Here is a 15,288-nt window from a genome sequence, read left to right on the forward strand (position 1 = left end):
AGGGTTGCCACGCCGCGCCTGGCCGCTACAGCCCCAGCTTTTCGCGCTCCGCGGGCGACAGGCGCGCCAGCTGCGCGGGGCTGAGCTCGCCGTCGCCCAGCACCTGCAGCATCCCGCCGGACCGGTTCGACACCGGCGTGCCCGGGCGACGCGCGGGCGCCTCGCCGGCAGGCGTGGAGGCTCCTTCGCCGAAGCCCAGGATTTGCACGCTGATGATGGACGGCAGCGCCTGCTGCGCGGCTGCGCGCGAGCGCGACACCGCATCCTGCGCCGCCGTGGCCGCGGTGGTGGCCGCCGCGCTGGCGTTGGCCAGTGCCCCGGTGTTCACCACCGCCGCCACCGGAATGCCCTGCGACTCGCCCTGCACCTGGATGTTGGCCGCGTTGACCACCTGCAGCGCCGCGATGTTGACGTTGCCCGACACGCGGATGCCCGCTTCGCCCGCGTCGATCGTGCCCAGCGGCGCGATCAGGTCCACGTCGCCCGGTTCGACCTCCGGAATGGGATTCAGCGTGGCGATGCCCGCGCCCGAGCTGGGCACCTGCGGCGCCAACGCCACGTTGCCCACGTCGTCGTACTCGCGCTTGGGCGGCGTGTAGACCACCGTGGTCTTGGAGCCGCGGCCCGCGTTGATGTCGCCCGTGGCCGACCAGGCCAGGATGCTGCCGCCGAAGGTGGTCATGATGCGCGACAGGCCCAGCAGGATGCTGCCCTGCGAGTACAGGCTGATGTCGCCCTGCCCCTGCGTGATGAAGCCCGAGGTCGAAGGAGGCACCTGGCCCTGCACGCCCACCACGATCTGGCCCGCCGGCACCAACGCCTGGATGTCGCCGCCGAACCAGGTCTGCACGCCCGAGCCGCCGAACTGCACGTAGTCGCCGCCCCGCGCAACGGGCTGGCCCGCCGCGTCGTTCTCGGGGAACAGCGCGGCGATCATCTGGCGGCCGCGCAGATAGCTGCCGTAGCGCGGGCCCGCCGCATCGTTGTACTCGCGTCCGCCCGCCTTCAGTTCGGCGTAATAGACGTTGCGCAGGAAGACGCGCTGCTGCTCGGGGGCCAGGGTATTGAAGTACGCCAGGGCGCCGGCGGCGTCCGCGGCCTGGTAGCCATAGCGCGCGGCCAGCCAGGCCATCAGCTCTTCGTCATAGACATGCGCCACCTTGCCGGGCTGGTCGGCCAGCGGGCGGCCCGGCGTCAGGTCGGCCTGGTTGGCCGGGTCCAGGTACAGCGCGGCCAGGGTCGCCCAGTCCGGGCCCGCCGCACCCGCGCCGGCCTGGATGGCGATGGTCGCGCCCGGGCGGGCATCGCCCTCGGCCAAAGGTCCGACACTGGTGATCTGGCCGCGGTCCGCCTGGTATAGCGTGCCGCCCGCCGTCACCTCGAGTACGCCCGGTCCGCCGATCTGTACGTTGGTGTAGTACATGTCGCGGCCGGCCTGGATGCGAGACACGTCGGTTTCGCTGACGTTCAGGATCAGCCCCGGCGCCGCATCGGCGCGGCCGGTATCGCTGCCCTGGCCGAAGTTGACGATGTCCCGCCCGGCGACCACCCAGGCGGGCCGCGCGGCCGCATGGTACGTGACATAGCTGTTGGTGGCGGCCTGGTAGACCGAGGCGGTCTGTCCCAGGGCCACATTCACGATGTCGCCATTGACCGCATACAGGCGAATGGGATGGCCGTCGGTGGCGTGAGCCAGCCCTTCCACCGAGCCCGACTGCCAGGCGAAGAAATTGCTGCCGGTCGTGCCGCTGTTCCACACGGGCCGGAACAGGCTGGCCACGTCGTTCGGCGCGGCGGAGCCCCCCGAGACGTTCAGCCGCGCGGTCGCAGGCACGCCCGTGCTCGTGGAAACCAACCCTGCGCCATAGATGCCGCCGCGCCCCAGCAGATCCAGCCGGCCCGTTCGCGACGGCGCCAGTTCCATGACCATGTTGCCGCCGTAGTAGATGCTGCCGCCATGCGCCATGGCATTCACGCGCGCGGGCAGCAGGACATAGCCTTCGTTCGACATGCGCGGGCTCGTCCAGCCCACACGGACCGACGAGCCGATCCCGAAGCCGGTCAGCGGCACCAGGTTGCCCCCGCCCGATTGCAGGTCGAGCGAGGTCGCGTCGGGCCGGAAGAACGCCGCCCGCCAGGCGGAGCTGGCGCCATCCGACGCACTGGAGCTCGGCAGCGAGCCGGGATCGGCCACGGCGCCCAGCACCAGGTCTCCCAACGCGCGCAGACGAACCTCGCTGTCGCCCGGCAGCACGCTGATGCCGCCGAGCGCCTGCGCCACCGTCGCCACGCCGTCCTCGATGCGACGCGGATCGCCGCTCTGCCGGACGTTCGCGTCGGTTTCCACGGCGCCGATGGAACCTGCGCGCACGTCGATGTCGCCACGCAGGTTCGTCAGCACGCTGTGCGAGCCCGGGGTGGCGGACTGACCCTGCGTGCCCAGGTTGCGGCCGCCGTTGAACGCGCCGCCCACACGCACGACCATGTCGCCGCCGCCGGACTGCACCAGCGCGCCGCCGGTGATCACGCCATCCGTACGACCGATCGCGGTCACGCGTCCGCCGCCGGCGACGGTCAGCTGCAGCGCCTCGTAGGTGCTGACGCTGGTATTGGGACTGTAGGTCGTCGTCATGCTTCCGGCATTGCCCCCCGCCAGAACGGTGACGTTGCCGCCGCCCAGGGTGCCGAAGCCGCTGAAGCCGTAGAGCATCGTGTTGGTGAGATCGACCGTCGTACGGCCGAAGCGCACGCCCCACGCGGCATGCTCGCCGTCCCCGCCGCGCACCAGCCAGTCCCCGATGAACGATGAGCCGCTCGATTGGCCCCACGTATAGCCGGTGACGTCGCCCTGGGCCGCCAGCAGCAGGTCGCCGCCTCCGTTCGCCAGGTAGCTGCCGCTCGGCAGGCCGGACGCGCCGGTATCGCTGCCCGCCGTGTACACGCCGTACAACGAGCGCATGGCGAAGTCGCCGCCGGCCAGCAGCTCGAGGCTGCCGGTGCCGGTGCGCAGCACGCTGGCCACCGGAATGTCGTTGGAACTTCCCTGGAAATGCGGGTCTTCCAGCCGCAGGTTGCCCCGCCCGCCGAGCGTGCTCGCGCCGCGCAGCGCACGCGTGTCGGCGCCGCCCACGTCGGCGCCGGCCACGAGGCGCAGCGAGGCGGACTGGCTGCCCGCGCCCTGCATGGCGGCCATTGGCGACATGGCGGAGTACGAAGGCGTGCCGGCATAAGTCTGGATCGACAGGCCGGCCGTGGCGGCGGGCGTGGCGATCGCCATGGGAATGATGACGCGGGTCAGCAGCGTGCCGTAGGGAACCACTTGCCCGGACTGGTACGAGCCGCTGGTCGGGGACAGCGGCCGCCACGCGATGGAAAGCGGCGTGTTGACGCCGTTGACGATGTTGAACGGCACCGTCCAACCGGCCGGATCGGTGACCATGGCCAGGCCGTTCATCACGTAGCGGTTGACGGTGAACCTGAAGTTCGGCGACGTGGTGACGTCGGTCAGGGGATCGTATGTGGCGGGGGTACCGTCAACGCCCTTGAAGCCATCCGAGATACTGCCCTTGATGTCCAGGTTGCCGGCGGCGCGCACCACCAGCGCCATCGGCTCGCCGGCGCCGTAGCCGGCCGAAGCCGGGTCGCGATCGGCACCCGGGCCGTAGCGATAGCCGGCCAGGTCGATGTCGCCCGACGTGGACAGGTCGCCATCGGAGACGATCTCGACGCCCGGCCGCAGATGGAACGCGGCGCCGTAGGCGCGCAGGCCCTGCAGCCTCGATTGCAGCGCGGCGTTGCCCGCCGCGGCATCGACGAAGCCGCGGCTGTCGACGTCGTAGCCGTCCAGCAGCGACTGGTCGATGACGCTGCCGTCCGGCAACTCATAGCGCTGCACCGCGTTCAGCGCGATGCTGGATGCGCCGACGATGCGCACCGTGCCGGCGGCATCGATGCGCGCATCGCCGCTGGCCGCGCCGGTGCGTCCGGCATTCAGCACGACCTGGCCATAGGCCAGGCCCGGCGCGGAGACATCCAGCGTCGCGCCGTCCTGCAGGCGCAGCCAGCCGTCGCGGCTGGTCAGTTCGATCTGGCCGCGATTCTTCGCCTCGATGGCCTGGCCGTAGTCGTCCACGTTCTGCTGGGTGCCCTGCGCATGCAGCTGCGCGCTGCCGGCCAGCGTGAGGTCGTCGCGCGCGGCCAGCCGGATGATGCCGGGCGCGGCGCCGCTGGCGTCGATATGGCCGGCCACCGCCAGGCTGCCGCCGTCCACCGAGATGTCGACCTCGTGCGCGCGCAGCGTGCCGTCGATCTGCAGGTTGCCCTGCTTCAGCGCGAACGCGCGGCGTTCAGTGAAACCGGCCTCGTCCAGCCCCGTGTTCAAGGTTGCGAAGTCCGCGGTCAGGCCGGCCGCGCCGCCCCCCAGGTGCTGGGCGCGCACGTCGATCGAGCCGCCCTCTCGCCCCGCGCCGCCCGTGCCCGCCAGCGTACCGCCCAGGCGCACCTGGCCCGCCGCCGCATCGGTGGCGGTGAACGTCAGGCGACCGGCATCATTGTTCGAGGCCGACACGTCGATGCGCGCGCCCTGCTCCATCAGGATGTTGCCGTGGGCGCTTTCGGCCACCAGCTCGCCGCCCCATGAATACGTGCTGACGTCGAAGAAATCGCTGCGCCGGCCCGACAGGTCGACGCGCGCGCCTGCGGCGAACACGATGTCGTCTGCGGCGTTCAGCGTCAGCCTGCCGGTGGGCAGCGCAATGGCGCTGCCGATCTCGATGCGGTCGGCATGCAGCTTGACGACGGAGCCCAGCGCATCGACGGCCGACGTATCGGCCGCCACCGCGCCCTGCGGCGCGGCCAGCACCAGTGTCCCGCCGGTGCGCGCCGTCAGCACCGAGCCGGCCTCGCCGGTCAACAGTGGCGTGAGCAGGCGCAGGTTGCCGCCCACCCCGGCATAGTCGGCGGGATCGAAGCCCGCCTGCGGAGAAGGCCCGGACTGCCATGCCGACAGGGTGGCATGGCCCTTGGTGACGATGCGCTCGCTGGCCTGCAGACTGACGTCGGCAAAGCCCAGCAGCAGATGGTGGAACGTGGTGGTGTCTCGGCTGCGCGCGCGTGGCGCGTGGCCGAGTTCGATGCGTCGCGCCTGCACCACCAGGCTGCCCGCGCCATGGCCGGGCCCGCCCGGCAGGGTCGCGCCCGGCGGCGCGCTGATGTACTCGTTGTTGAAGCCGCTCGCATTGGCCACCAGGCCCTCGGGCGTATTCCAGATCAGCGTATCCAGCGTCAGCCGCGCCTGCTGGCCGGCGGCGCCCGCGCCATACAGCGCCGGAGTGGTCAACGTGAAGGTATCCAGCAGCGACCGGCCGCTCGCGTCCAGCAGGTTGAGGTCCAGGGCGCCATAGAAATTGACGGAGTTCACCGCCTTCAGCGACAGTTCGCGCACGCCGGCCACGCCCGCGGCGGAGTCGCCCGCGATCAGGCGTCCCATCAGGTCGCCGTCCAGGTCGATGCCCGCCACCAGCGTGCCGTCGGCGCGTGCCTGCGCCAAGCCGTCCGCGCTGCCCAGGTTGATGGCCGAGCCGGCCAGCTCCAGGCGCGGCGCACCCAGCCGCGGCGTGCCTTCGAAGCTGACCCCGGAGGCCGCCATGAAGCCGATGCCGCCGCGCCCATACAGCGAGGAGCCATCGGCCATGGTGATGCGGCCCTTCGCGAACACGTTGGTCTGCGCGTCGAGGTCGATGATGCCGTTGGACACCACCACCATCGGGTTTGCGTTGCCGAAGATGAAGCCGGTGCTGGAATCGATCAGGGGCACGTCGGCGAAGCCGCGCGTGTCGATCCCGGATCCCGCCTCGATGCGGATGCTGCTGGTCAGCGCGAGCAGGCCGTCGCCGACGGTCAGGAACACCTGTCCGCCGGTCAGCCGCGCGCCGGCGGACAGGATCAGGTTGTTCAGCACGTTGCCTGTGCTGAACGGATCGCCCAGCCCGATGCGCAATGTGTCGTCGTTCTTCAGCGGCGCACCGCCTATGTACAGCGTCGGCGCGCCGAAGGCATTGATGTCGTCGGCCGCCAGCACCACCCGCGTGCTGGTGCGTGCCGGCGCCGCGGCCAGGTCGCCGGTGATGACGAGGTCCTGGTATACGTTGTGCGCCAGCCCGCCGCCCACCATCACGGCCAGCGAGCCGCCATAGCCGCCCTGGGCCGGCGTCATGTCGGCAAGCCCGTCCCACACCAGCGCCGGCGCGGCGACGGCCTCGCCGGCGCGCGCTTCGTCCAGCGCGCCGAAGACCAGCGTCAGCCGGCGCGCGTCCGCCTCCAGCATGGGGCGGTCGGTATTGAACGTGGCCGCGCGGTCGAGCTGATAGCGCGCATAGCCGGTCTCGTTGTATTGCGACCAGGTGCGCGCCACGCTTCCCGGCGTGATCTGCACGTGCGTGGGCAGCGCATCGCGCGCGCCCGTGCCGGCCAGTCCGTGATAGGCCGTCGCCCGCCAGCTGCCGTCGCGCAGGCCGATCGCGCGGCCCATCATGGCGCCGGCCTGTCCGCCCAGCTCGACGCGGAAGGCGCCGGGCAAGAGCGCATAATTCGCCGGCATCAGCGTGTAGGTGCCCGCGGGCAGACCCGGCACGCCCTCGCCGATGGTGATCTGCCGGCCCACGCCGGGCAGGTCGCCGCGCCACTGGGTGTAATAGCCGGCCTGGGTGGGCGCGGGGCCCACGGCGCCCGGTACGATGGCATAGACCTGCCCGCCTGCCTGGCGCGCATACTGCAGCGTGTCCACCGAGCCGCCGCGGCCCGGCACGAACGCCGCTCCCCGCAGCTCGCCGCCGCCGGACAGATCGACGAGCGCGCCGTCATCGCTGCGGATGTGCGTGGCGCGGACGCTGATGCCCTGCTGGGCGCGATTGCCGAAAGCGCCGGTAACGAGGTTGGGCGAAGCAACCGCCGTGTCGTCCACGGTGTAGTCGACGCCGTCGACCGTGCCGCCCCAGGGCATCATCAACCCGGCGCCGCTGACCGAGGTGATGCTGCCGGGCAGGAACGAGACGGTTGCCACGCCGCCCGCCTGCATGGTCTGGGCGTTCAGGGCGATGGAGCCGAACGGCGCGTACAGCGCGCCGCCCTGGCGGATCTCCGCACCGATCAGGGTCAGCTGGCTGAAAGCCGAGTACGGGGCGGCCGGGGCGCCGCTTGCGCCCTCCGGGCGCGCCAGGGTCAGCACCTTGTCGGCCACCGGCTGGGCCGAAGGCGTGCCATTCGCACTGTTGCGGCCGGTGCTGTGGCCCGCGGCCACGGTGACGATGGCGCCGGCTTCCGGATAAATGCGCGCGCCCGACAGCGTGAGGTCGCCGGTGGCGTAGACATGGGTGGGCTGCACGACGCGCGAGAACGGGTTGGCCCAGTCCGCGGGGTTGTAGACGATGGACACGCCCCCGGACAGCAGGCGCAGGTCGCCCTCGCTGGCGATTCGGGTATCGGCGTAGGTGAACTGCAGCGCCCCGCTCAGGTCGGCCACCTGCCCCGCACGCACGTCCAGCGTGGCGCCCAGGGGAGCCCCCAGCACGGTGCCGTCGCTGGTATAGATGCGGCCCAGGTCCGGCACGCGGGTGAACAGGTACGAGGTGACCTGGCTCTGCCCCAGCAGGCTGACGTACGGCGCGGCCAGCGTCACGCGGCCGGCCGACAGATTGGCGTACTGCCCGGTCTGCAGCGTAAGGCTGCGGCCCAGCGCCAGCGTGACGTCGCCGTCGAAGACGATGGCGTCGCGTGCGCGCAGGTTCAGCGCATCGAAGCCGCCGGCGTCCAGTGTGTCCAGCCCCAGGCTGGCCTGCCCCAGCGCCAGGCCCTCATCGGCCTGGCCCGCCTGCAGCGCCCCGTCCAGCGCCGGCGCCGCATGCTGGCGCACCGTGATCGCGCGGCCTGCCCGCAACGCGACGAAATCGGGCGAGGCGAGCACGCCTTCGTTCGAAAAGCGCAGCAGCGGCGACTCCAGCGACAGCAGCAGTTCGCCTCCCGCCACGCCGGCGGCGCCCGCGCGCGCCAGCATCGTGCCGTCGGCATGGATGCCGGAATGGCTGCGCAGGCGGATCGCGCCGCCGGCGCCCGCCAGGGTTTGCGGACGCGTGCCCACGGGCACGCCGCGCAACGGCAGGTCGAATTCCGCGGCCGCGCCGGAAGCGTCCAGCACGGAACCCGGCCGCAGGACGACGTAGGCATTGGTGGACAGCTCCAGGCCATTCTCCACCGCACCGTTGTCGGTCGACATCTTGTACTTGCCGCCTTCGCTGCCCACCGTGATGGTGCCGCCATCGGGCGCCACGCCATAACGGCGGCCCAGCGCATCGCGCGCCACCACCGCGCGGCCCGCGGCGTCCAGCACGGCATGCTCGCCGATCCACACGGACAAGGCGCCCGGATTGCGGTGCGCGCCCGGCCGATCCAGCGGCACGGCATCCAGCGACCAATTGTTGACGACGGCGATGTCGCCGCCGGGCGCGGTGATGCGGCCGTCCACGATCACCTGGCCGCCGCTGGCGATGCGCACCGAGCGGCCCGGGTCGACTTCGATGGCGGCATCGCGCCCGATCGAGATGCTGCCGGTGCGCGCCCCGCCGGCCGCGTCGGGCGTGGCCGACGAGGACAGCACCAGGTCGGCGCCCGCGCGCTGCGCCAGTCGCGCGTTGGCCGCGTCTTCCTGGTAGAGCGGCGGCGTCCACGACTCCACGGCCCCCGCCAGCGCGGCGCCGTCCAGGCCGGCGTAGCGCGAATCGGTCAGGCGCAGCACCGGCATCGTCGCGCGCACCTGCGTGCCCACGGTGACCGTCAGCGCGGCCTGCGCATTCACCGTGTACGACGAGAACCCCGACTCGAATAGCGTAGGCGCCAGGCTGTCGGCGCGGATCGCGACCACGGGCAGGTCGATCGCGGACACCACCCCCTGGTGGATGGCCGTGCCGCTGGGCAGCACCACGTCTCCCGGCGCGGTCTGGCCCGCGGCCACGGTGACCGGCACCGTGCGTTGCGGCTCGGCATAGCCCTCTTGGCGCAGCGGCACCCCGCGCGGGAACACGGCCGCCGGGAACGTCGCGCCGCTGGACGAGAACTGGGTGTTGATGATCTCGGAACCGGCCGGGATCGTACTGCCCGCGGGCGCGAAGCAGCCGAAATAGCAGGTCGCGCCGCTGATTGGATTGACGTAGCCCGCCGGGGCATTGACCGTCATGGGCGCCGACGTGTTGGTCCACTCGGCCTGCGTGACCAGATAGTCTTCGGTGTTGCCGTCGCCGTCGAAATCCTTGTAGTCGCGGATGCCGTACGAGTCGAACGACCAGTAGTCGCGGGGCAGCGTGCCGCCGGCCGGCACGGTATCCAGCCGCGCGGTCCAGTCGATGGGCAGCTCGGCGCCGGCATGCACCGTAACGTCCGCGCTGAGGTACAGGGTGTACGGCGCGGCCCTGCCAGCCTGCAGGGTATCGCCCATGCCTTCCACGCTGCCGCCGATGGAAAGAATGCCGCCCGTCTGCAGCACCAGCGCGCCGCCGCGGGTGAAGCCGCTCGACGCCAGCGTGCCCTCCAGCGTCAGGTCGCCATGGTTGCCTGGATCTTCCGATACGCCCGTCGGAAGCAGGAAGGCGGTCTGGCTGGCCACCAGTGTGATGTCGCCGCCCGCCCCGCCATCCAGCGTGCCGGCTCGCGTGACGAAGGCGCCCGAGGACGCGTCGATGCGCGAGCCGGCGGCCAGCGTCACGTCGCCCGTGCTGCGCAGCGTCACCGCGCCGCCGTCGGTATAGGCCTGTCGCCATGCGGTGCCGGGATCACGCTGCAGGTTGCCCCAGAGGCCGCGCGTGTCGATGCGGGCGTCCGGCCCCAATGTGATGGCGGGACGCGCCGAGGCGTCCGAAGGCGACAGCTGGCCCAGCGTGCCGCCCAGCAAGTTGGTCAGCAGGACCGAGCCGCCCGGAGCCGTGACGCCGCCGTTCACGTCGATCGTCGCGGCGTAGGCTGTCAGGTCGGCGCCCGGCGCCAGGGTCAGCGGCGCCTCGATCGCCACGCGCTCAGTGGCGCGCAGCATCAGGCTGCCCAGGCCGGCCGCGCTGAGACGGTCGGCATCCAGCCAGACCGTGCCCACGGTGTCGGGCTCGAGGGCGAGGGAGAGTTCGGCGCTGGCCGGTACGGCGGGCAGCGCGGCCGCGACGTCGATAATCACCTCGTTGGCCGCCTGCCAATCGCGCAGCGGCGTGTCGCTGTCGGAGGACAGCGGCGTGAGCACCGCCAGGCCGCCCGGGCGGGCCACGGCCGTCTGCGATTGGCTGTAGCCATCGGCCGCCGCCTGCGGCGCCCGGGTCTGGCGCGCTCCCTGGTACACGCTGGCATCGATGTCGCCTTGCAGCACGGCCGTGACCATCGTGCGTTCCGTCGCATTCGTGAACACGCCCGCGGCGCCGACCACCAGCCGCCCCGCATCGCGCCCCGCCGTGTAGCCCGGCTCCAGCCGCTTGGTCGGTGCGATCAGCGGGTTGTAGAAGTAGCGCGTGGCGCCGTCGCCCCAGCGCGCGTGCGTGGCTTCATAGCCCTGGTACAGCCCGCGATAGACAAAGTCGGCGGGCGCATCGCTGAGATTGTGCAGGCGGCCGTCCAGGCCGCGCAGCCAGGTGAGGTTGATGTAGCCGGTCTGCACGTCCAGCGTGCCGCCCGACAGGTTCACCACCGAACCGGCCTGCGTGATGACCTCGCTGCCCGCCAGCGTGACGGTGCCTCCCTGCGCCGCCCACTCTCCGATGGTGTGGCCCTGGTTGCCCAGGTAGCCGCCCACTTCCAGCAGCCCGCCCGCCGTGTACCAGCGATCGGACTCGTATCCGTTCGTCCCGGCCTCCACCAGCGTCAGGTTGCGCCGGTCCACCCACACGTTGCTGTTGGCCAGCCGGCCCGTGTCGCGGTTCAGCGGGGCATCGCGCAGTTCGTTGCCCTGCACGTTGACCTGCACGTTGTTCGATTCCATCGCCACGCGCACGCCCACCGCGCCGGCCACGTCCACCTGCGCGCGTTCGGCCAGGTAGCTGCGGCCGCGCGCGTCGGCCACGATCTGGCCGCCGGTGGCCAGGGTCAGGCTGTCGCCCTCGAACACGACGCTGCCGCCGCTGGCGATCTCGATGCGCGACTGGTCGCGCCGGTCCGTCAGCTTCGAGTAGTTGTCGAAGCGGCCCGCGGCGGCCTGTGCACGCAGCACGTCCTGCGCGCCGGACTCCTGGATCAGCGCATCGCGCTGGCTGTTCAGTGCGGTCTGGCCATCGTCCTCGAGCAGCACGGCGGTGGTCGCGTTGGCGCCCAGCGTGATCCTGCCGTGCGCATCGCTGGCCGAATTCAGCAGGTGGATCGTGCCGCGCGTGTTCACCGTGGTGGTGGCGATGGCCGCGCCCTGCTGGCGCACGTCGTGGCCGGTCAGCGTGACGTCGCCTTCGCGCGCCAGGATCAGGCCCGTGTTGGATACCGTGCCGGACGCGCTGTAGACGGGATCGCCCTGCTCATCCGACCCGACGACGCCGCGCTCGCCGGCGACCTCGTTGCCGCGCGTGGTCGCGTGCGTGTTGGCATCGGTGCCCATGCCCTTGCGGATGTAGAACCGGTCGCCGGCAGCCAGTGCCGTCTGGCCCCTGCGCGTGACGATCTGGCCGGCATTGTCCACCGACGTGCCCATCAGCAGCACATAGCCGCCGCCGTCCGTCACCGAGCCCGGCTCGTGCGTGGCGATGCGCGCGCCGGCCTGCACCTGCACCGCGCCCGCGGCATCGTAGAAGCTGACGCTGTCGACGTCGGCGCCGTACAAGCCGTTGTTCTGAAACTGCGCATCGTCGATGCGGGCCGCGGCCACCACCAGGTTGCGCACGTTCACCTGGCTGCTGCCCGAGAACACCACGCCGTTGCGGTTGGCCACCATCACGGTACCGGCGCCCTTGATCCGGCCTTGGATCTGCGAGGGCCGAGCCTGCGGATCGTTCACGCGGTTCAGCACCGCCCATGCGGCCTGCTGCTGGAAATCCACCGTGGTGTTGCGGCCGACGTTGAAGGTTTCCCAGTTCAGGATGGCCTTGTCTGCCGTCTGCTGCACGGTCACCGTGGTCTTGCCGCCTGCGACCGTCTGCATCGGCGCCTGGGCGTTCAGCCAGCCCGCGGTGAGCGGATCGGCGTCGACCTTCAGGCCGCCGTCGGCCAGGCCGTCGGGCAGCGCAGGCTCTTGGGCCGCGGCTTGGCGCGCCGCGTCCTGCGCCGCGTGCAGCGCGGCGATGGCGCCGGCCGTGCGATTCAGATTGTCGATGGAGCGCTGCAGCTTCTGGCGCGAGGCCGCCTGCTGCTGCGCGGTGGACCGGCCCTGCGCCGTCACGCCGCCCTGCATCCGCAGGGCCGGATTCATGCCGGGCGCCTGCTTCACCCCGCCCTGCGCGAACCACGCGCCCCCGGTGCCGGCCTGCGCCGGCGCGGCCAGCCCGCCCGCCACCAGCAGCGCGGCAAGCGCGGCGGCCAATGGCGTGGGACGGGGCATGGACGCGGCGCGCGGCGCGCCGGCAGCCGGCGGGAACCGCCGCGCATCGGCACGGGAGGACAGGGAACGCATGGGTGCGGACATGGACATGAAGTGGCATCCTGGACGGGAACAAGGTGACGCCCGCGCGCGGATCATGCGGAAAGGCGTCGTACTGTTGTCCTAGTCGATCAGGGCCCCACCGATCGGCCATGAAGCCGCATGAATTTTTTTTGACAACCGTGCCGGCCGTCTCCAGCCTCAGCCTCCAGCCTCAGGCCAGGATGACCAGGTCTCCCACCCTGCGCACCTGTGCGCCATACAGCCGCTGGATGTGCGCGATGACTTCGTCCAAGGCGTGCACGCTGACGCGCGCGCTCAACCGGCGCCGTGCCAGCTCATCGTTCATCAGCACCACGCGGCCTGGCCGGTAGCGATTGATCTCGTCCACCACGTCGGCCAGCGGCTGGTCGTCGAACGCCACCATGCCATGGCGCCACTCGGAAGCGGGCGCGGGCCGTGCGCGGTCATCGATGCCGCCCTGATCGTAGGTGACCTGCTCGCCCGCGCTCAGCGCGACGCGCCGGGTCGGATGCCATACCTCGCTGCTGCCCGAGGTGCAGCGCACGCGCACCTGTCCGGCCGGCAGGCGCCGCACTTCGACCTCTCCCTGCGTCAACAGGACGCGGCCATCGCCGGCCAGCACCTCGCAGGCGGTATCGCCCAAGGCGGACACCGCCGCCTCGCCCGCCACCAGCTCGAAGCGCGGCCGCTTGCCCATGTCGCGCACCGCGATGCTGGTCTGCGTGTTCAGCGCCAGGTGGATCTGGCCGGCCAGCGCGAACTCGCGCTGCTCGCCGGTGGCGGTGCGATAGTCCGCCCGCCATTCCGACCACGACGGCCACAGGCCCAGCGGCGGGCGCACCATGCCCACCACCGCCAGCGTGCCCAGCGCCGATGCCGCGGCGCCCAGGAACAGGCGCCGGTCGGCGCGCACGGGACGGGGATGGGCCAGGCGCGGATACTGTTCGGTGAAGGCCTGCGCGTGGCGGCCCAGCGCCTTCCAGTCGCTGCAGGCCTGCGTCCAGGCGCGCTCGTGCTCCGCGCTCAGCGCGCGCCAGTGACGCACGCGGGCCATGTCCGCCGCCGTGGGCCGGCCCGTGGCGAACTCGCGCACCCACGCCTGGGCCTGCCGCTGAAGGGCGGCCCAGTCGGGCGGATTGGGTTCGACGTGGACAGGATCGGTATTCATGCTGGTGCGCCGGTGAAATCGGGCTTGTTGTTGTGATAGACGTTTGGCGACACGCGGATCGGACGCGCGAAGCGCCGGCGGACACCAATGCTTGCAAATCTTCCCATCATTCGTCGCGGGCCTTCAGCGCCTGCAGGCAGAACTCGTGGGCGGCCTGCAGTTCGCGGCCGACCTGGCGCAGCGAGATGCCCCAGCGCTTGGCTAGTTCGGCGCGCGGCACGCCGTGCACGCGGGCCGACAGGAAGATGTCGCGCTGGCGCGGCGGCAGCTCGGCCAGCGCGGCGAACATGCGATCCATCTCGCCGCGCGCTTCGGCCATCTCGGCGGGTCCGGCGGCCTCGTCCGGCACATCCAGGAAGTCCGCCACTTCGGCCTCGCTCAGCACGCGCGACTCGCCGCGCAGCTGGTCGATGGCCACGTGCACCGCGGTATTCAGCAGATAGCTTTGCGGATGGCGCACCTCGTCCAGGTCGGCCTTCTCGGCCAGCCGCACATAGGCCTCGTGCAGCGCATCGCCGGCCATGTCGCCGGCAGAGCCCAGGCGGCGCGCCACGCGCAGCCGCAGCGTGTCGTAGCGCTGCGTGAACAGGTGCCGCAGTTGGGCCAGCCCCTTGCCGCTCATGGGTGCGCCCGTCCCTTGCGATGCCGGTCCGCCGCGCGGCCGCGCGCGCCTTGAAGGCAGTGCCGGAGATTCATGGCTTGCATCCGTCGCCCGCCTGGCCCGCCTCGGGACTCAGCAGCATGGTGATGGGCTGGCCCAGGCCGGGCGGCGGCCCCAGCACGGGCAGGCCGCTGAGCGCGGCGATGATGCGCGGTTCGAGTTCGGGCCGGCCGATCGCCGCCACGCGGAGCCGGTCGATGGACGGCCTGCCGTCGATGCGGAAACGCAGCGCCACGCGGTACGTACCCGTCTGCAGCAGCGGATCGGCGCACAGGGCGCGCAGCACGCGCGCCTGCAGCCGGCCGTAGTACTGCTGGCGGGCAGGCTCGTCGATGGCCGCGGAGGACCGTGCCGCGGCAGCCGGCGGATCGGGCAGCAAGGTATACACCTGGCCTGTGGCGTATCCGATGCGCACGCCCGACCCGGACAGCAGGCCACGCAACGCATCGTCGGCGCTCATGCGGCCGCGCACCGGCGCCGAGCGGCGCTGTGCCGCCATGTCGGCTTCATAGATGACCGAGCGGCCGGTCAGTTCGCTGTAGCGCTGCAAGGCTTCGTGCAGCGCGGCGGCGGGCAGCTCGTAGACCTGCGTCCCGGAGGCATCGTCAGCGGCCGGTGTCGACGGTGTGGCCGCGCGGGAGAAAGCCGCGCCGGCTGGCGACCCGACAGCCGGCGGTTCGACGGCCGGCGCCCCGGCGCCTGGCGCGACCGTAGCGGGCTCTGCGCCAACTGGCATCCGCGCCGCCCACGCGCCGTGTACCGCGCCCCAGGCCAATCCCATTCCCGCCATCGCGATCAGCGCGGCCGCACGCACGTGCACGACACGCGGAAAGGCTCGGCGGGCAGGATACGCAG

4 protein-coding genes are annotated in these 15,288 nt (G+C 71.8%); all 4 read right to left on the reverse strand.

Translation table 11 applies throughout. From position 1 onward, the window contains the following. Positions 1-25: 25 nt before the first annotated feature. Positions 26-12,631, reverse strand: coding sequence for a filamentous hemagglutinin family protein (locus CAL15_RS11580; RefSeq protein ID WP_198299207.1), 12,606 nt, complete (start codon positions 12,629-12,631; stop codon positions 26-28). A 163-nt stretch (positions 12,632-12,794) separates the two neighbouring features. Further along, positions 12,795-13,772 carry a FecR family protein gene (locus tag CAL15_RS11585; RefSeq protein WP_086078727.1) on the reverse strand — a complete coding sequence of 326 codons (978 nt, stop codon included), beginning with the start codon at positions 13,770-13,772 and terminating at the stop codon, positions 12,795-12,797. A gap of 106 nt (positions 13,773-13,878) precedes the next feature. Further along, complete coding sequence (locus CAL15_RS11590; RefSeq protein ID WP_086078728.1) at positions 13,879-14,394, reverse strand: RNA polymerase sigma factor; 516 nt, start codon at positions 14,392-14,394, stop codon at positions 13,879-13,881. Positions 14,395-14,464: 70 nt separating this feature from the next. Beyond that, positions 14,465-15,169, reverse strand: coding sequence for an STN domain-containing protein (locus tag CAL15_RS11595; RefSeq protein WP_157666644.1), 705 nt, complete (start codon positions 15,167-15,169; stop codon positions 14,465-14,467). Positions 15,170-15,288: the final 119 nt, after the last annotated feature.

The sequence above is a fragment of the Bordetella genomosp. 13 genome (assembly GCF_002119665.1).
In the GTDB taxonomy this organism is placed as follows: domain Bacteria; phylum Pseudomonadota; class Gammaproteobacteria; order Burkholderiales; family Burkholderiaceae_B; genus Bordetella.